Here is a 23,252-nt window from a genome sequence, read left to right on the forward strand (position 1 = left end):
TGGGGGAAATGCGGCGTTGTCTCCCAGGGGCGGAGTGGCGACTCGGTGTAGACGGTCTGTAGATGGGGGTGTGGTTGGCTTGTTCACACGAGATGACCTGGGGATTTGAGAACTATGCACCCTGCGGATGCCGTACAGACGTGTCACTCGGGTTCAAGCAGCGCCGCCGGAGACGATCAGGAGGTTCCGGCAGAAAGGAATTTCAGGAGGCCGCGGTCTTTGGACCCGGAATCCGCCGCATGGGTCGATGCGCTCACCGACAGGAGTGGAGCGGAATACGAACCGACCTGTGCGCGTCTGCACGCGCTGCTGGTCCGGATCGCGATGGCTGACGCTTTCCGCCGGGGATTCCGTTATCGGATCACGGGACCCGAGCTGAATGACCTCGCCCACCAAGCGGCTGCTGACGCCTTGATGAGGATCACGCGCAAAATCCACGAATTCCGTGGTGACGCGAGATTCACCACCTGGGCCTTCCGGTTCGTGGTGCTCGAGGTTTCCAGCAAGCTCAGCCGCCATTTCTGGCGTGGGTCGACCGCCCGTCTGGAACCGGAGGAGTGGGCGCAGGTACCAGACCGCTCCGGGGCCGACCCGGTCAGCTGCTGCCAGGCACAGGAACTGGTCGAGGCCGTGCAGGATGCCGTCGACACGGCGCTGAGCATCCGGCAGCGCCAGGTCTTCACCGAGGTCGTCCTCAAGGGGACCTCCCTGGAGACGTTGGCCGACGAACTGGAAACGAACCGGAACGCTCTCTACAAGACCATGTTCGACGCACGCAAGAAGCTGCGCGCCAGACTGGTCGCGAAGGGCCATCTCGGCACCGCGGGTTGAACGGCGTTGGGATGCAGCGCCCGTCCGAGCCGGTGACCGACAAGCACTCGACAGATCATGAGGAGACAGTGATGCCGTTGCTCAGCCCCGGAGACCCGTTCCCGGCCCTCACCCTGAACCTGACGGGCGGTGAGTCGGTCACCCTGCCGGACGCGTTCGGAGACCACTTCGGCGTCGTGCTGTTCTATCGCGGATCCTGGTGCCCGTACTGCAACGCGCAGTTGCGCGCCTTCCAGCGGGCCGGTCAGCGTCTGGCGGAGGCAGGCGTCGAGGTCGTCGCACTTTCCGTCGACGACGAGGCGACGACAGCGGAACTGATCACGAAGCTGGGCCTCACCTTTCCGGTCGGCCACAGCGCCGACGCCGCGGCGGTCTCGGCCGCGACCGGCGCCTTCGTGAACACCGAACCCGCCTACCTGCAGTCGACCGGGTTCGTACTCGACCCGTCCGGAAACGTGGCCGTCAGCGTCTATTCCAGCGGAGCCATCGGACGGCTCGTGCCGGACGACGTCATCGGCCTGGTCCGCTATTTGGGCGAAAACACCGAGTAAAAATAGGCAGGGAGTGCGACATGGCAGCGGAACTTGAAAAGGCAGTACTGGCCGGCGGCTGCTTCTGGGGAGTGCAGGAACTGTTCCGAACGCTCCCGGGCGTTGTGGCCACGCGGGTCGGTTACACCGGAGGCGAGGTCGTGAACCCGACCTACCGGAACCACGGGAGCCACGCCGAAGGAATCGAGATCACCTACGACCCGTCCACAACGACCTACCGCGTGCTTCTGGAGTTCTTCTTCCAGATCCACGACCCCACCACGCTGAACCGACAGGGGAACGACATCGGCCTCAGCTACCGGTCCGCCATCTTCTACCTCGACGACGAGCAGCGCCGGGTCGCGGAGGCGACGATCGCCGACGTCGAGGCATCCGGGCTGTGGCCCGGCAAGGTGGTCACCGAAGTGGTGCCCGCGGGAGCCTTCTGGATCGCGGAGCCCGAGCATCAGGACTACCTTCAGCACTACCCGAACGGCTACACGTGCCACTTCGTTCGGGACGGCTGGAAGCTGCCCCAGGCGTCGGCCTGACGGGTCGCAGGACGCCGCCCGACCCGGCGGCCCGAAGGTTTGGACGAGCAGACATGCCTGGTCCGTCAGATCGACAGCATCGGGTACGAGTCGACGATGCCCGCATCGAGACCGAACGGCTCGTACTGCGGCGATGGTCGACCGACGACGCCGCGGCCGCCGTCGCCGTGTACGGCGAGGAAGAGGTCGCCCGGTGGCTGGCCCCAGCCATGGCGCCGGTGCCCGACCGGGATGCCATGGAGCGAGTGCTCGGCCAGTGGATCGAGGAATGCCGGCGCCTCGAACCCCCTTCGGGGCGTTGGGCCATCGAGCTTTCGGAGACCGGCGAGCTCGTCGGCGGGGCCGCGATCCTGCCGCTGCCACCCGACGGTGTCGACCTGGAGATCGGCTGGCAGCTCGCGAGACGCTTCTGGGGACGTGGCCTGGCGACCGAAGCGGGCCACGGTGCGGCCCACTACGCCTTCACCGCGGGGGTGGACGAGGTCTTCGCCGTGGTGCGCCCCCGCAACACGCGTGGAATCGCGACGGCTCGGCGCGTGGGCATGGAATGGGTGGGTGAGACGGACAAGTACTACGGACTCACCCTGCAGGTCTACCGGCTGCGAGAGGGGGACCTGGACGTCCCGCGCCTGCCCGGGCGCCGCTCATCCGCAGAGGGCGCGTGACCTGATCAGGCCGGTGGCCGGGGCAGCTTCCAGCCTTCCCGGACGTACTGACTCATGTGGGCATCCGGATGACGCCGGAGGTAGTTCTGGTGCTCCGGCTCCGCCTCCCAGAACGTGCCGGACGGAACGACCTCCGTCACCAGCTTCCCCGGCCACAGTCCGGAGGCGTCGGCATCCTTGATCACCGTCCTCGCGACGCCTCGCTGCTCCTCGTCGAGGTAGAAGATCGCGGACCTGAAGGTCGAGCCGACGTCGTCGCCCTGCCAGTGCAGCGTGGTGGGATCGTGGATCTGGAAGAAGAAGCCCAGGATGCGGCGGTAATCCGTCCTGGCCGGGTCGTAGGTGACCTCGACGGCCTCCGCGTGGTTGCCGTGGTTGCGGTAGGTCGGTTCCACCACCTCACCGCCGGTGTAGCCGACACGAGTACCCACGACACCGGAGAAGCAGCGGAACAGTTCCTGCATGCCCCAGAAGCATCCGCCCGCTAACACAGCACGCCCACTCGCCGGTGCCACCACGACGTGTTCTCCTCATGTAAGGCCGGTTTCGGCTGCGGCCGGCCGGCACGGACCCGACAGCCGCTCCATCGTTGGCTGCCTCGGCCGCGGACTTCTTACCAAGTGCCCGGACCCGTGCACCTCCGGGGCCGAGGTCTGTCCCACTCCCTGGTAAGACGCCGTGGTCCGGTGCCGCTACTACTCATGAACCGAGAATGCCGCCCAGGCATGAACTGATCGTAGTGAGGTGTGGGATGAAAGCGATCGTGGTGACGGATCAGGCTGCGGGAACGGCCGGGATGACCTTGGCCGACCGGCCGAAGCCGGAGGCGGCGGGAAACGACGTGCTCCTCGAGGTCTACGCGTCGGGATACACCCCCGGCGAGCTGACGTGGCCCGGTACCTGGACCGATCGGCTGGGCCGGGACCGCACTCCGTCGATCCCCGGCCACGAGGTGGCCGGCGTCGTCAGCGCGCTCGGCTACGGCACGAGGGGGCTGACGGTGGGGCAGCGGGTGTTCGGCCTCACGGACTGGACACGCGACGGCACCCTGGCCGAGTACGCGGCCGTCGAGGCCCGCAACCTCGCGCCGCTGCCGGGCGACGTCGACTTCACGGTGGGTGCGAGCCTGCCGATCTCCGGCCTGACCGCGTGGCAGGGGCTGTTCGTGCACGGCCGTTTCCAGGTCGGGCAGACCGTCCTGGTACACGGCGCGGCCGGTGGTGTCGGATCGATGGTCACGCAGCTCGCCCGCGAGGCCGGCGCCCACGTCATCGGCACAGGGCGTGTCGCCGACCGCCAGAAGGCCGTGGACTTCGGCGCCCACGAGTTTCTCGACCTGGACAACGAGACGCTTGAAGACGTCGGCGGAGTGGATCTGGTGTTCGACGTGATCGGCGGGGACGTCGGGAAGAGGTCGGCGGGTCTGGTTCGGGCGGGAGGGATGCTGGTGAGCATCGCCGGTCCGCCCGAGGCGCAGCCGAAGGACGGTCTGGCGGTCGACTTCGTCGTCGAGGCCGACCGCGCACAGTTGGCCGAGGTCGTCCGGCGGGTCCGGGAGGGCCGGCTGCGGACGAACATCGGCCGGGTCGCGGACCTCGACGACGCGGTTGCCGCCTTCAACCCGGCGGAGCGGGCCAAGGGGAAGTCCGTCATCCGCGTTCGCCGGTAGGAAGGCGGCGCCGGACACACGGCGTCGACCGGGGGAGGGACCGTCTGTTTCATGTGAAACGGTATCGGTCGACTCGGTGGCGGTACGATGCCGCCATGGCCGCTGACCCGTCATCCCGAGACACCGTGTCGCGCGCGAGCGACCGCCCCGGAGACGCCTCGCCGTTCGCCCTGGGGCTGTTGCTGCGCCGCGCCCACTGGCGGGCGGCGGGGGTGATGTCGGAGGCGCTGCGGCCGCTCGGGATCGAGTTGCGGCACTTCGCGGTGCTGATCGTGCTCGTGGACCGCGGCCCCACCGTGCAGCGCGACCTCGCGGCGGAGACGGGGACGGACAAGGCGGGGATCATGCGGGTCGTCGACGACCTGGAACGCAAAAAACTCGCCGTGCGCAAGCCCGTCCCCGGGGACCGCCGGGCACGGGCCGTGGAGATCACCCCGGAGGGGCTGGAGCTCTTCGACGCGGCCCACGTCGCGGCCGAGCCGCTGGCCGAAGGGCTGGTCGCCGACCTGGGCCCCGACGGCGCCGGGGAGCTGATGCGTCTGCTGACCCGTCTCGCGCACCCGGGCGGCCGCGAGGCGTAGGGCGCGGCCCGGGTGCACCGCTCCGGCCGGCGGGCGGGTCAGTGGTGTGTCACCTGTGTCACCTGTGTCACCTGCCGTCGTCCGCGGCGAGGCGTTCGGCGAGTGTCTTCGCCTTGGTGACCGCATCGCTGTGGGCGCGCTCGCGCGAGGTCTCGAAGAGCGGGGTCAGCTCGGCCATGGCCGGATTGCGTGGCGCCATGGTGAGTTCCGGAACGATGAAATCCAGGTCGAGCCCGAGGGTGCTGCGCAGGACGGCCTCCAGGTAGTTCTGCACGTACTCGAAGCCCTCGCGCGGGGTGCCCGGCGCGTAGGAGCCGCCGCGGCTGGCGACCACCACGGTGGGGGTGCCCTGCGCGGAGGGCGTCTCGCCGGCCGTGCGGCCCGGCAGGAGCACGCTGTCCAGCCACGCCTTGAGCGTGGACGGGACCGTGTAGTTGTACATGGGGGCCCCGATCAGGATGACGTCCGCCCGCTCCAGCTCCTCGATGAGCTCGAGACGTGCGGCGAACGCGGCGGACTGGCGCGCGGTGTGCTCGGACGGGTCGGCGTACCCGGCGGACCAGGCGTCCGCGGTGATGTGCGGGACCGGGTCGGCGGCGAGGTCGCGGTAGATCACCGTGCCCTCCGGGTGCTGCTCCTCCCAGGTTCGGCGGAACACGGCCGTGACGGTCCGGGACGCGGACGTCTCGGTCGGGAACACGGACGAGTCGATGTGCAGAAGCGTGGCCATGGGGGTTCTCCAGACAGCGGTATGGCGCCCGGAAGCGGCCGGGCGCTGGTCGGGCTGGGCAACTAGTTATACACGAGATGGTCGCGAATGATACTGTCGCAATCGCAACCATGATCATGAGTGACTAGGGAGATGTGTCTTCATGGATGTCTACGAGGCGGTCAAAAGCCGGCGGTCGGTCCGCCGCTTCTCCGGCCGGCCCGTCCCGCGGGAAGTGCTGGAGCGGGTGCTGTCCGCCGCCGCCTGGGCGCCCTCCGGATCGAACCTCCAGCCCTGGCATGCCTTCGTGCTCAGCGGCGGTCCGCTGGCCGCGCTGAAGAAGAGCGCGGGGGCTCGTCTGGACGCCGGTGACCCGTTCGACGAGCCGGAGTACGCGCAGTACCCGCAGCGGCTGAAGTCGCCGTACCGCGAGCGGCGGTCCGCCTTCGGTGAGCAGCGCTACGGCGCTCTCGGTGTCGCGCGCCAGGACACGGAGGCGCGTCAGCGGGCCGCGTCCGGCAACTGGGAGTGCTTCGGCGCGCCCACCGCCCTGTTCTGCTACATCGACCGTGACCTGGGGCGTCCCCAATGGTCCGATGTTGGCATGTTCCTGCAAAGCGTGATGCTGCTGCTGCGCGAGGAGGGCCTGCACAGCTGCACACAGATGGCGTGGGCGAAATTCCACCGGACCGTCGCGGAGACCGTGGCGCCGCCGCACGACCTGATGCTCTTCTGCGGCATGTCGATCGGCTACGAGGACCCCGCGGCGAACCCGTCGCGCACCGGCCGCGCCGCCCTGGAGGAGACGGTCACCTTCGTCGACGGTCCTTGAGACTCCTTGCCCGGAATCATGCCGACGAGCCCTCGACGAGTAGCCTCACCGAGGGCTCGGACCGTCACGGCCGCGGCTCCTGCGCGGCACGGCTCCGGCAGTGCTCGCGGATCAGCTCCACCACCGTGTCCGCGGTGCGGGCCAGATGGGTGCGGCCGTCGGGCAGCAGAGCGCTCCGGCTGATGTAGCTGCGCGGTCCCACGTGGGTGGCCGGGTCGAACCGGTGCACCGTGATCTTTCCCTCGCGGGCGGCCCGGTTCCAGCCGCTGCCCCGGAAGAGCGGCCAGCGCTGCGGAAACATCCAGGTGCCCACCCGCTCGATCCGGTCACCGGAACCGGTGAGCCGGTGCACGTGTTCGGCGCGGGTGAGGTCGTTGGCACCGTTGTGGAAGCCGCCGAACATGATGAGCAACTGGGGGCAGCCGAGCCGCTTGTGCAGTTCGTCGAGGGCGCCGGTGGCCACCTGCGCACCGCCGCTGTAGCTCAGCAGGACGACCGGGACGCCAGAGCCGGGACGGTAGCCGGCCAGGAGCAGCTGGGTGGCGATCTGCGAACCGACGGCCCGGTTGTACAGCGGCCGGTAGCGGCGGTCGGCGGCGACGAAGATCTGCATCACGTTGTGCAGGAAGAGCAGCAGCCCGACGCGGCGCCGCAGCCACGACCACACCGGCCGGTCGGCGAGCGGGTCGGCCAGCGGGGAGTACGGCTGCACCTGACCCAGCACCCTCAACTCCGGCGCACCGGCCAGCACGGCCCTGACCAACTGGCCGCCGTCCCTGCTGTCCAGGACACGGCGCTTGCCGATCCCGTCCAGGTAGACCAGGTAGGCGGCCGGAGGACGGTCCGGGTCGGCGCCCCGCGCGTACGGGACCCCCGCGGGCAGTTCGGTGGTCGGGGCCCGCCAGCCGGCGCCGTAGGCCAGCACCTCGTAGCGTGCCAGCAGGCCCTCGGCCAGCAGGGCCGGTCCGAGGGCGACGGCCCAGAGCAGGAAGTCGTTCACGACGTCACCGCCCTCTCGGTGGCGCTGATCCGCACCACCGCCCGCCGGACGCCCTCGACCGTGACACCGAGCACGACACCGGCCACGGCCACGCAGCCGGCCGCAGTCCACCAGCCGAGACCGGTCTCCGCGGCCAGCGGGCCGGCCAGACCCGCTCCGACCCCCACGAAGAGCAGCAGGTGGAGCAGGGGGCCGAGCAGCGGGAACGCCAGCAGGGCCGAGAGCACGAGGGGCGCGACGAGGCCGGGTGTCCACTCCAGCCCGTCACCGGGCGGCGACGAGCCCAGCACAAGCTCGGCCAAGGTCCAGGCGGTCAGCGGCCAGAGCGCGAACACGGCGCCCTCGACGACCGCGCCGGCCAGGACCAGCCGGACGATCCGGCTGCGCGGCCCCCCTGGCCGCCCCACCGCGACGGGCGTGACGCGTCCGAGCGCCTCGGACAGCCCGGCCAGTATCAGCAGGGCCACGACGGCGGGTGTCATCGTCAGCCTCGCTGCGGATCGGCGGGAGACGTGAGCGCGGCACCGGCCGGGCGCAGGTACCGCTCGAGCTCGTCGGCGGCACGCCGGTAGCCGCCCGCCTCACGCTGGGCGGCCCGCAGCCCGGACGCGGCGGCCCGGTAACGGGAGTCATCGAGGAGGCGCCGCGCGACGCCGCGCACGGCGTCCTCGGTGACGTTCTCGGTACGGATCGACAGCCCGGCCCCCAGTTCCACGACGCGCCGGGCGACCATGGGCTGGTCGGCGCCCTGCGGGACGATCAGGAGCGGGACGCCCGCGAACATGGCCTCGTTGACGCTGTTCATGCCGCCGTGGGTGATGAACAGCGCCGCGTGGTCCAGCACCTCCAGCTGCGGCACTGAACGCCGGGCGAGCACGTTGTCCGGGAGGACGCCCAGAGCAGCGGGATCGGTCTGCCCGGTGGAGACCACCACGCTCCCCGCCAGCGGGGACAGCGCCGTGGCGAACGTACGCAGCAGCCGCGGATCGGCGGTGAAGACCGTGCCCAGCGAGGCGTACAGCGCCGGGTCCTTGAGCCGGTCCCAGGGGAACGACGGGTCGTCCGGCCGGGCACCGACGCTCGGCCCCACGAACCGGTAGGACCGGTCGAACTCCTCCACGGCGGGCTGGAACGCACGAGAGGTGTATACGAGGTTCAGCGGCTGCCGGATGTCCGCCAGGTCGAGCAGCGGCACGCCCGTCGCGGCGAAGCGGCGGCGCAGCGCCAGCCGGGCCCTCGCATAGCCCGCCAGGTTCCGCGGGCGGGCCGCGGCTTCGGCCAGCAGCTCCCGCGAGGCGCGGGTCGGGCTGGCCACACGACGGTTGTAGGCGAACGTGGTGAACGACGAGGCCGCCGGGACGCCGAGCACACGCGCGGCGAGCGCGCCCCACAGGCAGGCGCTGTCGTGGACGATCAGGTCGGGCCGGTCGTCGCGCAGATCGGCGAGGACGGCGGGCAGCAGGTCCAGGGCGGTGCGCGCGAGCGCCTCCATCAGCGTGATGGGCGACGGCGGGCCGGGAAGCGGCTGGTCCCCTCCCGGGTAGGGACGCACGGTCGCGCCGGTCGCAGCGATCTCCTCCCGGAAGGCGGGGGAGGTGTGGTACGTGACGGTGTGGCCGCGACGGACCAGTTCGGCCGCGACCGGCAGCGTCGGGTTGATGTGCCCGTGCATGCCGATGTTGAGGAACGCGATGGTACTCACAGACCGGCCCTCGCAGCGGTGAGACGCGGTGCCCACCGTGTCGTCGCCGCCGTGGCGGTGGCCGCTTCGATGAGCCTCCTGCTGTGGCGGAAGTCCCAGGTCGCGGGCCAGACGTCCGTCCCTGTGGGCAGGACGACCGTCGGGAGCCGGCGGGATACCTCGGCCAGGTCCCGTTCGATCTGACGGTGCATGAGCAGCAGACCGGCCCGCGACGCGATGGCAGCGGCCCGGCGGGGCGGCAGGGTCGCGGGCGGCGGTGAACTCTCCGGGCCGGTCGGCACCACGACCACGCCGGCCGCTCCGGCCCGCAGGGCGGCCGGCACCGGGACGTAGGCGATCACGCCGCCGTCCACGAGCGTGCGGCCCTCGCGGTCGACCGGGGGCAGGAGGCCCGGGACGGCCGCGCTCGCGAGGTCACCGCGGTCGAGCAGCGCCGGAGCGCCGGTCACCAGGCCCGTGGCGACCGCGGTGAACGGCACCGCCAGCTCCTCGATCCGCCTCGGCAGCCCGGCCCGGGCGATCAGGCGGCGCAGCTGGGTCCACACGTGCTCCAGCCACGGCGCGGCCCGGTCGGGGTGTGCCGCCGCGATGGCACCGTTCAGCGCGAGCACGCCACCCGCACCCACCACCACGGCCACGGGCCGGGGGAGGGCCGCCAGGCCGACCGGTCCCGAGCTTGTCGGTTCGCCCTCGCCGGAGTCGGTGCACGGTGACGGGGCCGACGGGTCCCGGCGCCGGGTCAGCATCATGGTCCACCTCTCTCACCCACGGCAGGGCGTGGCAGCGCTTCGCTGAGAAAGGGACCGGACAGCACGCCGATCTGTGACAGCGGGTTCGTCACCGGCCCCCCGACGGCCCGGTACCGGCGGGGGCGGAACCGCCACCGCCCGGCGCCCGGAGGCCGTGGACGGTCATGCGCGACGGGCGCCAGTGCTACGGCGAGCTGACCGGGTGCGGGCTGCGGAGCACCAGCAGGGTGATCTCGCTGGGGGCGAAGACGCGGAAGGGCGGGCCCCAGAAGCCGGTGCCGCGGCTGGTGTAGAGGAGGGTGCGGGTGCCGTGGCGGCTGAGCCCGGCGAGGGCGGGCTGGTCGATGCGGACCAGGTGGTGGAAGGGCCAGATCTGGCCGCCATGGGTGTGGCCGGAGAGCTGGAGGTCGATACCGGCGGCTGCCGCCCGGTCGACGAACTTGGGCTGGTGTGCCAGGAGCAGGACGGGCAGGTCGGGGTCGGCGCCGTCGAGGGCTCCGGCGAGGTGGGCGCGGTGGCCCGCCAGGCCGGAGGACTCGGCGGTGACGTCGTCCACACCGGCGACCACGAGGGTGTCGCCGCCGCGTTCGAGCAGCACGTGGCGGTTGCGCAGGGGCTCCCATCCCAGCTCGTCCATCAGGTCCACCCAGCCCTGGGCCTCGCTGTAGTACTCGTGGTTGCCGGTGACGTAGACACGGGCCCGGGTGGCCCGCACGGTCGCGAGTGGGGCGGCCTGGGCGCGGCGGCGTTCGGCCGTGCCGTCCGCGATGTCCCCGGTGTGGCACACCAGGTCGGCTTCGAGGGTGTTCACGGTCTCGCACACCCGGGCCGACCAGCGGGCGCGGTCGAGGGGGCCGTAGTGGGTGTCGGTGACGAGGACGACGCGGAGGCCGTCCAGCCCGGCCCCCAGTCGCGGGAGGCGTACGTCGAGTCGGCGCACGCGTGGCACCCGGCGCGCCTCGGCGTACCCCCAGCCGAGCAGTACGGCCGTTACGCCGAGGACGGCCCACGTGACGATCCGGGCCCGGCCCTGACCGTCCTCGACGTCGGCCACGGTCAGGGCGAGCCGCAACAGAACGCCGAGCAGAACGGACCAGGTGAACAGCACCCAACCGGTGCCCAGCAGGGTGTCACCGACGATCGCCGCGCGGTCCTGCTGGCGCCTGCCATGGCCGCGCGCCATGGCGAGCGGCATGCACATCAGGGCGAGGACGAACAGGGCGGTGCAGATCAGTGTGAAGGGCAGCGGCCAGTGCTGGCCGGTGTACAGCAGCACCCAGCAGGGCACGGCCCACAGCAGCACGGGGGCGATCAGGGGGACGTAGCGCATCAGGCGGTGCAGTCGGCTCTGCCGCGGAGCCTGCGCATCACCCTCGGCGGGCCGGGTGTTGCTGGTGTCGGTCACGCTTCCCCTCCCTGACCGGACTGCCGTCTCGCGCACTGTATCCGGCCCACTGCGGGCCGACCCAACAGCCGGGTTCGCGCGGCAGCCCTGCGGGAGGCTGCTCACCGGAGTGAAGCGAGGTTCCTCACAGTCTTCGAGTCGGACTCGTGCCAGTTGTAAGGTGATAGCGCCCTTGACCTGCAAAAAGCAGGCAGGGAGCCGTCTTCCAGGAGTCCGACATGCTGCGCACCATGTTCAAGTCCAAGATCTAGCTGCCATGACGGGTGACTTCGACAGGTCTTTGGCGACCCTCCGCGTGACCTGCTGCGTCATGATCACCCGCGTCTGTGGGCGGGCTGCCCGGGTCTAGAGGGCAGCCGATCGCCGCGCCACCTGGGGGCCTGTGCTGGTAGGCGATGATGCGCTAAGCGCGCCCTGGTTGAGATGGCCGATGGAAGGGCGGGCGCCCGACCCGTACGTAGGACAGGCACTCCCGTATCCGCCATGCCGCCGCCTCTCAGCAGCGATACTGGATGCATGGACACGACGCTCACCGCCGCCCGTGCCGAGGCGCTGCGGGACCGCTACCGCAGCCAGCTTCCCGAGCGCTTGCAGGAACTGACCGGCCCCGTCGAGGGCGACGTGGATCTGCCGCTCCACATCGTCTGGTCCGGGCGGACGAGCTACAGCCTGGACCGTCCGAAGTCCCGCATGACGCTCTACCGGACCGTCCTCGCCGAAGGACTGCGCGAGGACCTGGTGACCCTCCTGCACCACCGGCTGCTCGCCGAGCAGTGGCCCGTACTGCGGCGCTTGATCAGTCCCTACATCCGCGAGGTCTGGGAGGACGCCTTCCCCGAGCTGCTCCGCACTGCTCCGGCCGACACGACCGCCGCGTGAAGCTCACTCCGCTCCACGAGCGTCTCCTCGCCGACATTCTCGACCTCGGCTCCCCCTACCCTCTGGTCCTCACCGGCGGATACGCCGTGCAGGCCCACGGCTTGGTCGAACGCTTCAGCCGTGACCTCGACGTCGCCACCGAGAACCCCGCTCCGATGCAGGAGATCGTCGCCTCCCTCACAGCCGGCCTCAGCGCACGCGGATGGCGGACCACGCATGTCCAGACCGATCCGCTCAGCGGCCGGTTCCTCGTCACCGATCCGGACACCGCCGAGGAGTGCGAGGTCGATGTCCTCAAGGAGGCGTTCTGGGCTCCGCCTGCCCAGACTCCCTACGGCCCCGTTCTTTCCCTCGACGACGTGATCGGCACCAAGGTCCGTGCCCTCGCTGACCGGGGCACCGTCCGCGACCTCATCGACGTCCAGGCTGCCTCCCGCCACCGCTCCACCGCCGACCTCGAGTCCCTGGGCCGCCGTCGCGCCCACGACGAGTTCAGCCTCGAAGAACTCCGGGACCGGCTCATCGGCGCGGACTGGTACGAGGACGAGGACTACACCGCCTACGGGCTCACCTCCCGGCAGATCGAGGAACTCAAGGCGTGGGCGCTGGAGTGGGCGGAGGACCTGGGTGCGCGGATCCATGACGAGAACGCCTGAGAGGCGGTCATCGTTTCCATCCCCTCTACCGCCGTTGCAACGAGAGAACGCGGTGTAGCCAGCAGGTTCCAACCCGGAGCCGTCAATGGTGGGTGGCTGCCCTGCACGGCGGATGTGCAGGGCAGCCGAGCGATTCCTCGCAGTGGACTCACGGCGAAACCGTGCTGCGGTAACGGTCAAGCACTGCATCCCGCTCCCACTCCCACGTTCAGTCCGGGTCCGACGGTGGAACTCGGCAACGGCCAGCTCGAAGACTTGCACGAAAGGCTTCCGGCTGGATCCATTGATATCCAGTGCTGACAGCATCGGCTCGGGACCGGTGCTGTCCCTGCTGGCAGACGTCTGCCAGCAGAAGCGACAACTTCCAGCGCTGTCTTCCGGCGACCGCCGATGTCGGCGCAGAGGCCAAAGTTCGGGCAATTGCCTCCCGCTTTCAATCCTGCATGGCGAGTGAGCAATGCGTTCAGTAGTCAAGGAGAGTGATTCCGCCACATGGAATAGTTCCGGCCGATCGCATCGCCGCGACCACGGAATGATGCATTCCGTGGTGGCTCAGTAGCCGACTCTCCTAGCGTGATCGCATGAGCGAAGATCGTGCTTTCTCGGTGCGGACTCTTCAGGACTTAGTGTCGGAGGAGGCGTGGACAGGACTGATCCGCTACCCGTGCTGGACCTACACGTCGTCGGAAATCCTCTTGAGGCAGGGGACACGAGGGACTCATGTGCTCGCCCTGATCAGTGGAATGGTGAAAGTGGTCCGCACGGACCGCGACGGGCGGCAGCGACTGCTGGCGTTCCGTGGCCCCGGGGAGATCTTGGGGGAGATGGCGCTCCAGCATGGCGGAGAGAGGCTGGCCGATGTGCGAACGATGAGCGAATGCAAAGCATCTGTGGTCCCCGCCGAGGACTTCCACCGTTTTGTGCGTGAATATCAGCTTGCGTATCCGCTCGCGACGCTCGCTTCCAGTCGGCTGCGCGAGCAGACCGAAGTCTACGACGGGGCCGTGCACGAACGTCTTGCCGTGGCGCTGCTCCGTCTGGTCAAGGCTTCCGGTGGTGTGCGTTCCTTCGCCCTGACCAGGGAGGAGTTGGCCCAGCACATCGGAGTGAGCCGCGACACCGTCAGCAAGGCCCTGAGGCATCTCGGTCCGGACCAGGTGCAGTTCGCGAGGAACCGCATCCATGTCACCGGTGTGAAGGCCCTGCGGCGGACCCTCGGTCTGCCCCCTGACGAGTGACGGTGGCGTGCCCCACGTCACATGTTGTACGCGTTCCTGGGGCGGAGCCTTCGCGCGTCCGCTGTGAAGCTTCGACTGGCTGGCACGTCGAACGCCCATGCCACCGTCCGGCCTCTGACGGCCGGACGGGACTTCACGGAGGAGTGACACATGCGCGAGTTCTTCAGCGAATCGACCCAGGGCAGCGCTGGGCCTCACACCCGCAGCCGTGCGCTGCCCGCCTATCGGGGGATCCTGGCCGTGGACGCCAAGGGATTCACGGGGCATCCGGCCATCGAGCACGAGGCCATCAGCCGTGCCATTCCCGAACTCCTCAGGACCGCCTTGACCACGGTGGGACTTGAGGAGCTCTGGGACGACCGCAAGTTCCCCGCCTCGACCGGCGACGGCTACGTCTTCGGATTCGACCCCGCCCTGATGCCCTTCGTGATCCACCCCCTACTGCTCACCCTCCAGGACCTCCTCACCGACCACAACGTCCTGTCCTACGGCGCCGTACCCATCAGGCTCCGAGCCAGTCTGCACATCGGCCCCCTGCCGGACACCGGCGACGAGTTCAGCGGGAACGGAACGGCGCGAAATGACACGCACCGGCTCCTCGACTGCCGTCCCGTCAAGGCCGTGCTCGCCTCGCACAAGGAGAACATCACCCACCTCGCGGCCATCCTCTCCCAGCGCTGCTACGAGGACGCCGTCGCCAGCGGGTACACCGGGCGCCATCCCGACCACTTCGTGGAGGTGGCCGCGACAGTCGACGGTAAGCCATTCGCCCAACAGGCGTGGATCTACGTACCCCAGCCGTCCGGACCGCTGTACGAGGAGGCGGCCCTGGCCGACCCGGCCGCCGAGAGCCCTCTGCGGGAGGATGCCCGTCCGCCGGAGACCGCCGGCACGCAGGGTCCTCCTGTGAGCAACAGCGCTCCCCACGGCAACATCAACACGGGTACGGTGCACGGCGGGCAGAGCGTGTCGAACCACAACGTCGCCGGTGACCACGTCGAAGGAAGCAAGGCCCATCGCGTCCGAGGTTTCCAGGGCGACCAGGTCCATGGCGACAAGTACCAGGGACGACCGTGACGTCGGACGAGGGGGCGGCGCGTGCCGAACTGCCCGGGGCGCGCGAGGTCCCGCCCGAGGGCAAGTCACCGTGTGCGGAACCGGAGCACGACGTCTACGAGTTGTTCGACGCCATCGGCGGAGCCACCGGTACCCGAGGTCCGTTCGTGTACGCCCCGAACGCAAACCTCAACGCGGGATCCGTCCACGGTGGTCAACGTGTGTACAACAAGCGGACGGACGACCGGCGGACAGCTCGGGCGGCGAGGGTGCGCGAGGGACCGATTCCCGAGACCGAGATGCGAGCCGCCGCATTCGGGTTCGCGGAACCAGAATGGTTCGGGAGCGCCTTGAGCGAGCTGGATAGGGGGCTGCTCTTCCTGGCCGGCCGACCGGGATCCGGCCGCCGCACCGCGGCGCTCAACCTGCTGCGTGCGTGCTGTGGGGAAGGGGCCCCGCTGCGGGCCCTGGACAGCGTCACGGAACTGGACCGTTGGCGGCCCACAGAGGCCTCGGCGCGCGGCTACCTCGTGGACGGACTGTTCCCGTCCCGGCCGTTCGGGCCCGGCGTGCTGGGTCATGTGCGTTCCCTGCTGAAGAACACCGGTGCGCGCATGGTGATCGTCCTTCCTGACGACACGGCCCTGCTGCGCCGCCTCGAACAGGACTTGCACGTCACTCCCATCACCTGCCAACCGCCCCCGGCCGCTTTGGTGTTCGGCAGCCGCTTCGAAGCCGTGGTGCCGGACCAGCGAGAGCGGGAGCGGCTGCTGGCCGCACTGGATCGCCACGAACTGCGAGAACTCCTGGCTCCCGAGCTGGTGCCGGTCGAGGTAGTCGAGCTGGTCACGGCCATTGTGTCGGCCGACGGTGACGCGACGGCTCTCGACGACCTCGGGGAGCGGCTCAGCCATCGGGTCGAGCAGGAAGTACCGGAATTCATCCGTGAGTTGCGCAACGACCCGGACGCCCTGTCTCTGCTGCTGGCCATCTGTGTCTACGAAGGACTGGACCACCGGATCGTCAGGGAGGAAGCCGGCCGACTGATGGCGCTGTCCGAGGGGCGTCTGACGGCCGCGCTGCCGGCCACCGAATCGTCGGGGGCCGAGAATGCCGAGCGGCCCAACCCGGACTTCGTCTTCCGGCGTTCTCTGACGGAGCTACTGCATGCCGTCCGTGCCACCCGGCAGACCCGTGAGATCCGCACGGGGGAAGACTACGCGCACAGCGTAGAACCGGTTGTCTTCGTCAGACACCGACAGGCCGAGGCCGTGCTCAGACACGTATGGCGTGAGTACGGGACGCTGTCGGACCTGCTCGTCAGATGGCTGAGCGAGGTGCATCGCGACAGCGAACTGACCGAGCCGGTGGGTCGGGTCATGGGGAGGGCAGCCAGCTGGGGAGGCGGACGTCGGGCGCTGCGTCACGTCCAGACCCTCGCCGAGTCCGAGCGCACCACCAGCCGCCTCATCGCGGCACACGCCCTCGGCATCGCGGCCGAGGACCCTGTGCTGGTTGCAGAGGTGCGCTATCGACTTCAGCGCTGGAGTCTGGCGGTCAGCCCGCAGTTGAGGACCACGGTGGCCTACGCATGCGGTGCGGAGTTCGGGCTGTCACGTCCCGATGCCGCCCTCCGACTGCTCAGCACCCTCCTATGGGGCGTACGGACCCATGACCGGGAGGACGAGGGACAGGCCCGGGTCCGCCTGGCAGTGCGGGTGGCGGTCCTGCGCCTGTTCCGGGCGGGCAACGAGAAGAACGTGTTCGACCGTCTTATGCAATGGCTGGGCGAAGAACAGGCCGACACGGAACAAATTCTCTCCTTATTCGGCCAGTTGGTGCAGGACCCACAATGGTTCCAGCACCACCTTGCCGAAGGGACCCGCCAAGGGCGGCTGATCGCGGAAGTGATCGGACGGGCACTGAACACCGACAGCTCCTTCGACCTGACCTGCGCCGCCTTGCTGCGATGGGCCGACTGGGGACGCTGGGACGAGTCGCTGTTCCGCGCGGTGGAGAATCTGTTCACCGCTTTGGCCCGATCCATGCAATACGGCGAACTGCGGCTCTTCGTCGAGATGGACCATGGAGACACCGTTGGCTGGGCCGGGCGGGATATCGCACGGACCGCGCTCGACAGGTGGCGCAGAGGCGAACAAGGGGAGGCGGCATGAGTGACAAAAAGGGGAGGGAAGGCATGAGTGACGAATCGGCCGAGCGCCTCTATCTCCGGACGGTCAGACCGCCCTGGCGGGAAATCCTCAGCCACCGCTGGTCCGCCGCGACGGACTGGTCGCTCGTACTCAGGGACTCCGCCGGTGACCATTACGTCCTCGGCCGCTGTGGAGACCCCGAAACCTCCGGCGCACATGTGCCGACGCCCGACGAGGCCGCGGCGCCCACTCTGGGCGGCAGCTATACCGATGTCTTCCGCGTGGACGTGACCGAGCACGTGGACACCCAGGCCGTGGGCCTGCCCACGGTGTACGGCACGGAATCGGTGGACCTGTGGGTGTCGTGGTGGGTGCACGATCCGGTGCGCGTCGTACGCACGAAGACCCTGCACGGCTGGCATGTGATCCGCACCCATCTCACGCGAGCCCTGCGCCGGCTGGCCGACACACAGACGAGCGCGGGCGACGGGCTCGGGGCTCCGGAGATCATGCAGCATCTCGGTGTGCCGCAGCGCGTGGAGGAAACGGGCCTGAGCTATCGGGTGTTCGACGTCCGGCTTCGGGAGACCGGTGAGGAACTCCTCCTCGGTCGGCCGGACGACGAGGGAGTCTCCTACTCCTGGACGACCAGCCGGCGTGGCGAGTACGAGTTCTGCCTCCAGGCACTCCACTCCGGCCCGGTCTCGCTGGCAGCGCTCTGGCTGCTCAGGCATCCCGATCAGGTCAGGCAGGTGCTGGACTGGTCGGTCGAGCACCAGGACCTCCTGAGCGCGCCGCGCTCCGACTGGCAGGAGGAACTGGCCTCTTTACTCGGCACGCTCTCCGAGCAGGAAAGGAAGGAGATCTCCTACCTTCTGCGTGACCGCATCTCCGCGCTGGGACGTCAGGTTCCCGGTGTGGCCGTCTGATCGAAGAAGCCGCATTCGACGGTCGAATACGCAAACGGGCACGCTGCTTTCACGGCAGCGTGCCCTTCCCATTGTGTCCGCGCTCCGCGCCCTGCTGCGCACCACGCTTCGCATGATCCCGAGCATGTGACCACAGCCACTGCCCGTACGCATTTTGAAAGCAGACGGCCATGGCCGGGTGCGGGAGTCTCAGGGGGCCAGGAATTGACGCAACGAGAACCCCTCGGGCGTCCCGATCGCTCAGAAAGGACGACATGCGAGCAGAGGAATTCCTGAACGAGAACCGTGTGATCCCGTTTGACCGCCGGCGACCGGTACCCCTGACAGAAGGCGACCGCCACGAGGAGCGGGATGCCGCCGAGCACGGGGAAGCCGCTCCCACCACGGTGTTGAACGCCGAGCGAGGGATCATCAACACCGGCACCGTCCATGGCGGCCAACACGTCACCACCATCAAGTTTTCCGGCCGTGCCCGCAGCGGAGCCGACGGTGACGTCTGAGGCTCTTCGGCCCGACGAGCTCGACTCCCTCGTCGTAGCAGCCCTGGCCGCCAGACGGGACATGGTGGTCGTCGCGCCGAACGGTACGGTCAACACCGGCCTGGTGGCGGGGGATCAGCGGCAGATCGTGTCCGCCTCGTCGGACGGTGGTCCTCTCGCGGGACCGATGCGACAGGGGCCCGTGCGGGCGAACGGCCTGAGGGCGGCGAGGCGCCGTTTCGTGCCGCCACCCGGCTTCGAGGACGGCCTCACGGCACTCGACTCCGGTGTCTCCGTGCTCGTCGGAGCACCGGGGACCGGCCGAGAGACACATGCCCTTAATCTGCTGGCCCACGGCAGGGAGATGCGGCCCTGGTCCAGATGGATGGGGCCATCGATCTTACCCGGTGGATGCCGCGCCCTAGAGGAGTGCACGGCTACCTGGTGATGGAACCCGCCGATCCCTTCGCGCTCCGCCCTTGGGACCTCTCCAGGCTGGAAGCACCATTGGCGGAGGCCGGTGCGCGTCTCCTTATCGTGCTGGCGGATGCCCCCGGTCTGCCCACCGCCCTGGAGGACCACCTGGGCACGCCGGTCCTGCACCACCTACCGCCGGATCCCCGGAAGGTCTTCGCGGCCCATCTCACGGACCTCTGCCCCGACGAGCACAGGCGCTCACGCTTGCTGCGATCCCTGGGACCGGACTTCTTCGGCGAGTTGCTGCCAATGGAGCTGCCGCCCCGGCATGCGGCACAGGCCGCGGACGTCGTGGCCCGACTGGGTAGCGGTGGCGCCTCCTGCGCCGAGGTGCTGCAGGCCCTGGCCCGGGTGGAGGCCCCGGAACTGGTGGGCCGGGCGCGGGAAAGCCCCGTACTCCTTGCCCACCTGCTCTCCCTCACCGTCTACGGCGGACTCGACCACGGCGTTGTCATGGAGCGGGCGGAGGACCTGCTGGCGTCGGCGGGCGTCGGACCGGAGAGGGAGCCCGCAGCGCGGAGCCCGTTCTGTCAGCAGGCCGTGACGGCCGGTCGGCGGCCCATGACCGAGACTCTGCGTGCCCTGGCGGCGCGACGTACGCGACAGCCAGGGACCGACACGACGGACGCCACGGACACCCTGTCATTCTTCTGGCCGGCCGTGGGCGACGCGGTGTGGGAGGTCCTTTGCCGTGAGCACACGGACCTGCTGCCCCTGCTGCACCCGTGGCTCGCAGGCACCGGATACGCACCGGACCAGATCGAACGGGCCGGTCGGGCAGCCGCCGCGATGGCCGTGGCATCCGGCGGGCGGACCCTGGAGTTCCTGCGATCTCTGGCGCTGGCCCAGTGTCCTCCAGCCGTCGAGGTGGCCGCCCGCTGCCTGGGCACGGCCGTCCGCGACGCGGCAGCGGCGGCGAAGGCGGACGACCTACTCGAACAGTGGAGCGCCGCACCGGAAGCGGCCCTGCGGAAAGTGGTCGCGTATGCCTGCCACCCGGACCGCGGCCGGTTCACGGACGGGCAGGCCCTTCGATTGCTGCACAAGCTCATGGAGACGCTGAGCGACGACGCGGACGACGTTGCCGTTGCCACCGCCGTCGCCGAGGCGCTGGTGCAACGCTTCTCGGTAGGCGACTCCCGGACCAGGAGAACCGTCCTGGGCAGGTTTCGGGACTGGGCCGGCTCCGACGGTGTCCCGGCCCGGTCGGTGGCCCTCATTTTCCCCGCCATGGCGGGGAAGGACCTCGCATGGTGCCGCGGCCAGATCCTCGACGGCGCCGAGACGGCCTCCGGCATGGTCCAACTGATCGGCCACGCCCTCGACGAGTCGACCGCCTACCCGTCCATGCGCGACGTCCTCCTGGCCTGGTGCCGCGAAGCCGATGGTGCGTCGCGGCCCGATCCGGCTCTGGAGGAACTGCTCACGCGCCTGGTGGCAGCCCGGCAGCCCGGCTTCCTCCGATGGCTCCTGGCCGTCGAACGCGGCCCGGACGCCATGCCTGGCAAGGAACTGGCGGCGCGCCTGCTGACCGTGTGGCGCAGTAGGACCCCGGCCACCCCAACGGACTGACCAGGAGGAATTGTGTCGCTTCCCCCTCACCCCGGCGTCTTCACCACTGTCGAACGTCAGTGGGCAGGCCGGTATCCGGTGCCCGAGCTGCGGCTCTTTACGGGATCAGAAGGAGCGGGCGTTCCCATCGCCCTGGAGCAGGCCCGGGAGATGCTGTACGACCGCTGCGTGGAACCCACTGTGCGTACCGCCCTGTGGCACCAGATCGCGGAACGCCTGCGTATGGATGCCGACCGCTCCGACTGGCCGTCGGCAGTGGTGTGGCTGGGTTTGCCAGGTCTCCGCCGCACCGCGTTCAGGATCACCTCGTACTTCCGCGCGGAACGAGAAGACGTCGAGGCTGAACTCGTCACGTGCTATCTCGAAGCCCTGACGGAGGTCAGGGCACATACCCCGGACCCCGGAGACCGGGTGTTTCGCTCGGCCTGCTCGCGCGCCTGGACCGTGTTCCGCCGAGCCCGCCTGGAGACGGCTGTGGACGACGTGGAAGGTCTCGGAGGCATTCCCCTCGACAGGGACACGGACGATCCCTGGCAGGTGGATTACGACCCACCCGCGGGCCGGACCGCGCTCTCGGCCAGGCGGCGGATCACCGTCCCCGCCCACCGTGTGGAAGGCGTGCGGATCGGCGCACTCGCACAGGCCTGGGGCCTGGCCGGCACGGCTGCCGGCACCGCGCACTCGGGCCGGGGCAGGCAGGTTGCGACGATCTCCCTGCGGCGGAGCGGGAGGAAAGGGTGAACGACCACGTGGAGACACCTCTTACCTTCCGCGAGATCTTCAACCTGCCGGTCAGCGTGGACCTCAGGACAGCGGCCAGGGCATTCGGCATGTGCCTGAGCACCGCCTATAGGCTCGTCGCCCGCGACGCCTTCCCCTGTGACACGGTCCGGGTCGGCCGGCGCCACCGGGTGCTCACCGTGGATCTGCTGCGCGCCTTGGGCATTGAGGAGCGCCCCGTCTTCGCCGACGAGATCGCCGACGGCATAGCGCTCACCCTCTTCGACTGATCTGCTCCCCCATCCGTCGGCCGCCTGTCACCGACGCATCACCCCAGTGAATCTCTCTGAAGGAGGCGCCATGCCTACCTGCCTCGCCATCGGGGCATCGACCATCCCCGCCGACCCGTCCGGCCGATCCGTACCGGACGGGCGAAAACGGGCCACGGTCTTCTACGAAGACGTCGTGCGCCCCACGTGTGAACAACTCGGTCTCACCCTCCTCCGAGCGGACGCACTCACCGATGCCGGGTTGCCCGCGGACCAGTTGCTGCGCCTGCTCGCCGAAGTGGACGTCGTCGTGGCGGACCGCAGCGGACACGACGAGGAACTGTCTTTCGGGCTGGGCATGCGACACGCACTCGGTCGGTGCACCGTCCACGTCACCCAGGGATCCGTCACTCCTTCCAGAGCGGGCAGGACTCCTTCCATCGAGCTTGCGTCCCACCCGGACGGCGCGCTCACAGCCCGGCAGCAGCTCACGATGCTACTGATCGGTGCCTTACGCGAGGCGGCTGCTGCGGTTGACCCTTCCCGGCCGATGGCGCCAACTCGCGCGGAACCGGGATGCGGGCACGACGACGAGCCCGGCCTGTTCGACCTGGCCGTCGAAGCCGAGGCCCAACTGGAGGCCATTTCGGCGGACATCGCCGACGTGGAGTCCGCCTTGTCGGATCTTGGAGCGATGATGGAGCTGATCGCGGAGGACATGGCCCGCGTCAGCCATCCCGGGGCTTCGATGAGCTCGAAGCTGGCCGTGATCAATCGGCTGGCCAAGGCCATCGACGGGCCGGTCGGCGACCTTGAAGCAGCGGCCGAACGCTTCGCGGAGCGCATGGGTGCCGGCGTTGGGGCGTTCGGCGCGTTCCTGGACTGGGCAGCTGACACGCCGCGTGGCGAGTGGCCGGACGGCACGCTGGAGATTCTCAACCAGGTGGCGACAGCTTCCCCGAACATGCAGACCGTGACGATCGGCTTCCAGGAGGTGATGGCACTGATCAACCTGTTCGGTGCTTCCAGCCGACACCTGCGTGGACCGGCCCGGCGGATCGGTCGGTCTCTTCAGACCATGTTCCGGAGTGTGACCGTGCTGGAGGAGTGGCAAGGCAGGGCCGAGGCGATTAAGCGGGCTTGACCCCTCGTCTTCCGCAGTGCCTGAGGGCCGCCTCGGAGTCCTCCGGGGTGGTCCTCCCGGTAGTCGGCCAGGGACTTCAATGAGGAGTCACTCACCGTTCGAGGGCATGGCCGACCCGCCTATAGCCCAGTTCGAGCGCCCTGGCCTGTTGTTAGAAGAAGACCAGCTTCTTCGGTGACCGCCGACGGAGACCGAAGTGGCGTCGGAGTGGACCTGGAAGATGATCGCGACGGCCACGGAGTTGCTGACGAGGGAACGCAGTGGGTCGCGAGCGAGGCGGGCTGTGCCTGTGCCGCCGCAGTGCGTGCGGATCCTCTGACGCAAGGCAGCTTGGCATTCCGGTGCCCAGCCGGTCGAGGCGTTCCTTCACACGCTCGACATCGACTGGACGGAAGCACGCCGAAATTTCCTTCAAGACGTTTCCATCATCCTGGCGCGGCTCGAAAGTTAGCAAGG

The 23,252-nt window shown here is 69.3% G+C and carries 25 protein-coding genes; 18 read left to right on the plus strand and 7 right to left on the minus strand.

Translation table 11 applies throughout. The annotated features are described in order from the left end of the window. Window positions 1-219 precede the first annotated feature (219 nt). From ACH4D3_RS38455 to ACH4D3_RS38470, 4 genes are all read left to right on the plus strand, one after another. A complete protein-coding gene (locus tag ACH4D3_RS38455; RefSeq protein ID WP_398332425.1) occupies window positions 220-831 on the plus strand; it encodes a sigma-70 family RNA polymerase sigma factor in 612 nt (203 codons plus the stop codon). 71 nt (window positions 832-902) lie between these two features. After that, window positions 903-1,382, plus strand: coding sequence for a peroxiredoxin family protein (locus ACH4D3_RS38460; RefSeq protein ID WP_398332426.1), 480 nt, complete (start codon window positions 903-905; stop codon window positions 1,380-1,382). Between the two features lie 20 nt (window positions 1,383-1,402). Continuing rightward, window positions 1,403-1,912 (plus strand): peptide-methionine (S)-S-oxide reductase MsrA, encoded by a 510-nt coding sequence (gene msrA / locus ACH4D3_RS38465; RefSeq protein ID WP_398332427.1) that lies wholly within the window; start codon window positions 1,403-1,405, stop codon window positions 1,910-1,912. A gap of 53 nt (window positions 1,913-1,965) precedes the next feature. After that, on the plus strand, window positions 1,966-2,577 hold the full coding sequence (locus ACH4D3_RS38470; protein ID WP_398332428.1) for a GNAT family N-acetyltransferase: 612 nt from the start codon (window positions 1,966-1,968) through the stop codon (window positions 2,575-2,577). Window positions 2,578-2,582: 5 nt separating this feature from the next. On the opposite strand, the gene msrA (ACH4D3_RS38475) is transcribed toward ACH4D3_RS38470, so the two are convergent. Then, window positions 2,583-3,092: a peptide-methionine (S)-S-oxide reductase MsrA gene (gene msrA / locus ACH4D3_RS38475; RefSeq protein ID WP_398332501.1), complete on the minus strand. Its 510-nt coding sequence runs from the start codon at window positions 3,090-3,092 to the stop codon at window positions 2,583-2,585. Between the two features lie 236 nt (window positions 3,093-3,328). On the opposite strand from msrA (ACH4D3_RS38475), the gene ACH4D3_RS38480 reads away from it, so the two are divergent. Together ACH4D3_RS38480 and ACH4D3_RS38485 are read left to right on the plus strand one after the other, a co-directional pair. Then, window positions 3,329-4,246: an NADP-dependent oxidoreductase gene (locus ACH4D3_RS38480; protein ID WP_398332429.1), complete on the plus strand. Its 918-nt coding sequence runs from the start codon at window positions 3,329-3,331 to the stop codon at window positions 4,244-4,246. Between the two features lie 95 nt (window positions 4,247-4,341). Beyond that, on the plus strand, window positions 4,342-4,827 hold the full coding sequence (locus ACH4D3_RS38485; protein WP_398332430.1) for a MarR family winged helix-turn-helix transcriptional regulator: 486 nt from the start codon (window positions 4,342-4,344) through the stop codon (window positions 4,825-4,827). A 67-nt stretch (window positions 4,828-4,894) separates the two neighbouring features. Here ACH4D3_RS38485 and ACH4D3_RS38490 read toward each other — a convergent pair whose 3' ends face one another. After that, window positions 4,895-5,557 carry an FMN-dependent NADH-azoreductase gene (locus ACH4D3_RS38490; RefSeq protein ID WP_398332431.1) on the minus strand — a complete coding sequence of 221 codons (663 nt, stop codon included), beginning with the start codon at window positions 5,555-5,557 and terminating at the stop codon, window positions 4,895-4,897. A gap of 142 nt (window positions 5,558-5,699) precedes the next feature. Here ACH4D3_RS38490 and ACH4D3_RS38495 point away from each other — a divergent pair, with 142 nt between their 5' ends. Then, window positions 5,700-6,368, plus strand: coding sequence for a nitroreductase (locus ACH4D3_RS38495; protein ID WP_398332432.1), 669 nt, complete (start codon window positions 5,700-5,702; stop codon window positions 6,366-6,368). A gap of 64 nt (window positions 6,369-6,432) precedes the next feature. Here ACH4D3_RS38495 and ACH4D3_RS38500 read toward each other — a convergent pair whose 3' ends face one another. The 5 genes from ACH4D3_RS38500 to ACH4D3_RS38520 form a co-directional block, all read right to left on the minus strand. After that, a complete protein-coding gene (locus ACH4D3_RS38500; RefSeq protein WP_398332433.1) occupies window positions 6,433-7,368 on the minus strand; it encodes a hypothetical protein in 936 nt (311 codons plus the stop codon). After that, window positions 7,365-7,850: a hypothetical protein gene (locus ACH4D3_RS38505; RefSeq protein WP_398332434.1), complete on the minus strand. Its 486-nt coding sequence runs from the start codon at window positions 7,848-7,850 to the stop codon at window positions 7,365-7,367. The genes ACH4D3_RS38500 and ACH4D3_RS38505 overlap by 4 nt, the downstream gene beginning before the upstream one ends. A 2-nt stretch (window positions 7,851-7,852) precedes the next feature. Then, window positions 7,853-9,070, minus strand: coding sequence for a macrolide family glycosyltransferase (locus ACH4D3_RS38510; RefSeq protein WP_398332435.1), 1,218 nt, complete (start codon window positions 9,068-9,070; stop codon window positions 7,853-7,855). Continuing rightward, window positions 9,067-9,819, minus strand: a complete 753-nt coding sequence (locus ACH4D3_RS38515; RefSeq protein WP_398332436.1) for a patatin-like phospholipase family protein — start codon at window positions 9,817-9,819, stop codon at window positions 9,067-9,069. The genes ACH4D3_RS38510 and ACH4D3_RS38515 overlap by 4 nt, the downstream gene beginning before the upstream one ends. A gap of 184 nt (window positions 9,820-10,003) precedes the next feature. Continuing rightward, complete coding sequence (locus ACH4D3_RS38520) at window positions 10,004-11,224, minus strand: metallophosphoesterase (protein ID WP_398332437.1); 1,221 nt, start codon at window positions 11,222-11,224, stop codon at window positions 10,004-10,006. Window positions 11,225-11,740: 516 nt separating this feature from the next. Here ACH4D3_RS38520 and ACH4D3_RS38525 point away from each other — a divergent pair. The 11 genes from ACH4D3_RS38525 to ACH4D3_RS38575 all read left to right on the plus strand — a co-directional run bounded on the left by ACH4D3_RS38525 (window position 11,741) and on the right by ACH4D3_RS38575 (window position 22,796). Then, the gene (locus ACH4D3_RS38525) at window positions 11,741-12,103 is read left to right on the plus strand and encodes a hypothetical protein (RefSeq protein ID WP_398332438.1); all 363 of its coding nucleotides are present in this window, start codon (window positions 11,741-11,743) and stop codon (window positions 12,101-12,103) included. Beyond that, complete coding sequence (locus tag ACH4D3_RS38530; RefSeq protein ID WP_398332439.1) at window positions 12,100-12,759, plus strand: nucleotidyl transferase AbiEii/AbiGii toxin family protein; 660 nt, start codon at window positions 12,100-12,102, stop codon at window positions 12,757-12,759. Before ACH4D3_RS38525 ends, ACH4D3_RS38530 begins: the two co-directional genes overlap by 4 nt. A 581-nt stretch (window positions 12,760-13,340) precedes the next feature. Further along, a complete protein-coding gene (locus ACH4D3_RS38535) occupies window positions 13,341-13,997 on the plus strand; it encodes a Crp/Fnr family transcriptional regulator (RefSeq protein WP_398332440.1) in 657 nt (218 codons plus the stop codon). A gap of 150 nt (window positions 13,998-14,147) precedes the next feature. Continuing rightward, window positions 14,148-15,074: a hypothetical protein gene (locus tag ACH4D3_RS38540; protein WP_398332441.1), complete on the plus strand. Its 927-nt coding sequence runs from the start codon at window positions 14,148-14,150 to the stop codon at window positions 15,072-15,074. Further along, window positions 15,071-17,227, plus strand: a complete 2,157-nt coding sequence (locus tag ACH4D3_RS38545; RefSeq protein WP_398332442.1) for a hypothetical protein — start codon at window positions 15,071-15,073, stop codon at window positions 17,225-17,227. The genes ACH4D3_RS38540 and ACH4D3_RS38545 overlap by 4 nt, the downstream gene beginning before the upstream one ends. Before the next feature lie 23 nt (window positions 17,228-17,250). After that, window positions 17,251-18,135: a hypothetical protein gene (locus ACH4D3_RS38550; protein WP_398332443.1), complete on the plus strand. Its 885-nt coding sequence runs from the start codon at window positions 17,251-17,253 to the stop codon at window positions 18,133-18,135. A 254-nt stretch (window positions 18,136-18,389) separates the two neighbouring features. Continuing rightward, complete coding sequence (locus tag ACH4D3_RS38555) at window positions 18,390-18,635, plus strand: S-type pyocin domain-containing protein (RefSeq protein ID WP_398332444.1); 246 nt, start codon at window positions 18,390-18,392, stop codon at window positions 18,633-18,635. A 390-nt stretch (window positions 18,636-19,025) separates the two neighbouring features. After that, a complete protein-coding gene (locus ACH4D3_RS38560) occupies window positions 19,026-20,663 on the plus strand; it encodes a hypothetical protein (protein ID WP_398332445.1) in 1,638 nt (545 codons plus the stop codon). 12 nt (window positions 20,664-20,675) lie between these two features. Further along, window positions 20,676-21,404, plus strand: coding sequence for a hypothetical protein (locus tag ACH4D3_RS38565; RefSeq protein ID WP_398332446.1), 729 nt, complete (start codon window positions 20,676-20,678; stop codon window positions 21,402-21,404). After that, on the plus strand, window positions 21,401-21,673 hold the full coding sequence (locus tag ACH4D3_RS38570) for a DNA-binding protein (RefSeq protein ID WP_031049133.1): 273 nt from the start codon (window positions 21,401-21,403) through the stop codon (window positions 21,671-21,673). The genes ACH4D3_RS38565 and ACH4D3_RS38570 overlap by 4 nt, the downstream gene beginning before the upstream one ends. Before the next feature lie 70 nt (window positions 21,674-21,743). Beyond that, window positions 21,744-22,796, plus strand: a complete 1,053-nt coding sequence (locus ACH4D3_RS38575; RefSeq protein ID WP_398332447.1) for a hypothetical protein — start codon at window positions 21,744-21,746, stop codon at window positions 22,794-22,796. Window positions 22,797-23,252: the final 456 nt, after the last annotated feature.

It is taken from the genome of Streptomyces sp. NPDC018026 (assembly GCF_044327745.1).
GTDB lineage: Bacteria > Actinomycetota > Actinomycetes > Streptomycetales > Streptomycetaceae > Streptomyces > Streptomyces rubrogriseus.

Excerpts from the sequence above, each read along its gene's own strand:
- ACH4D3_RS38460 (WP_398332426.1), top strand. The coding sequence starts at position 903 with ATGCCGTTGCTCAGCCCCGGAGACCCGTTCCCGGCCCTCACCCTGAAC.
- msrA (WP_398332427.1), top strand. The coding sequence starts at position 1,403 with ATGGCAGCGGAACTTGAAAAGGCAGTACTGGCCGGCGGCTGCTTCTGG.
- ACH4D3_RS38470 (WP_398332428.1), top strand. The coding sequence starts at position 1,966 with ATGCCTGGTCCGTCAGATCGACAGCATCGGGTACGAGTCGACGATGCC.
- ACH4D3_RS38480 (WP_398332429.1), top strand. The coding sequence starts at position 3,329 with ATGAAAGCGATCGTGGTGACGGATCAGGCTGCGGGAACGGCCGGGATG.
- ACH4D3_RS38485 (WP_398332430.1), top strand. The coding sequence starts at position 4,342 with ATGGCCGCTGACCCGTCATCCCGAGACACCGTGTCGCGCGCGAGCGAC.
- ACH4D3_RS38490 (WP_398332431.1), bottom strand. The coding sequence starts at position 5,557 with ATGGCCACGCTTCTGCACATCGACTCGTCCGTGTTCCCGACCGAGACG.
- ACH4D3_RS38495 (WP_398332432.1), top strand. The coding sequence starts at position 5,700 with ATGGATGTCTACGAGGCGGTCAAAAGCCGGCGGTCGGTCCGCCGCTTC.
- ACH4D3_RS38505 (WP_398332434.1), bottom strand. The coding sequence starts at position 7,850 with ATGACACCCGCCGTCGTGGCCCTGCTGATACTGGCCGGGCTGTCCGAG.
- ACH4D3_RS38515 (WP_398332436.1), bottom strand. The coding sequence starts at position 9,819 with ATGATGCTGACCCGGCGCCGGGACCCGTCGGCCCCGTCACCGTGCACC.
- ACH4D3_RS38525 (WP_398332438.1), top strand. The coding sequence starts at position 11,741 with ATGGACACGACGCTCACCGCCGCCCGTGCCGAGGCGCTGCGGGACCGC.
- ACH4D3_RS38535 (WP_398332440.1), top strand. The coding sequence starts at position 13,341 with ATGAGCGAAGATCGTGCTTTCTCGGTGCGGACTCTTCAGGACTTAGTG.
- ACH4D3_RS38540 (WP_398332441.1), top strand. The coding sequence starts at position 14,148 with ATGCGCGAGTTCTTCAGCGAATCGACCCAGGGCAGCGCTGGGCCTCAC.
- ACH4D3_RS38550 (WP_398332443.1), top strand. The coding sequence starts at position 17,251 with ATGAGTGACGAATCGGCCGAGCGCCTCTATCTCCGGACGGTCAGACCG.
- ACH4D3_RS38555 (WP_398332444.1), top strand. The coding sequence starts at position 18,390 with ATGCGAGCAGAGGAATTCCTGAACGAGAACCGTGTGATCCCGTTTGAC.
- ACH4D3_RS38560 (WP_398332445.1), top strand. The coding sequence starts at position 19,026 with ATGCCGCGCCCTAGAGGAGTGCACGGCTACCTGGTGATGGAACCCGCC.
- ACH4D3_RS38575 (WP_398332447.1), top strand. The coding sequence starts at position 21,744 with ATGCCTACCTGCCTCGCCATCGGGGCATCGACCATCCCCGCCGACCCG.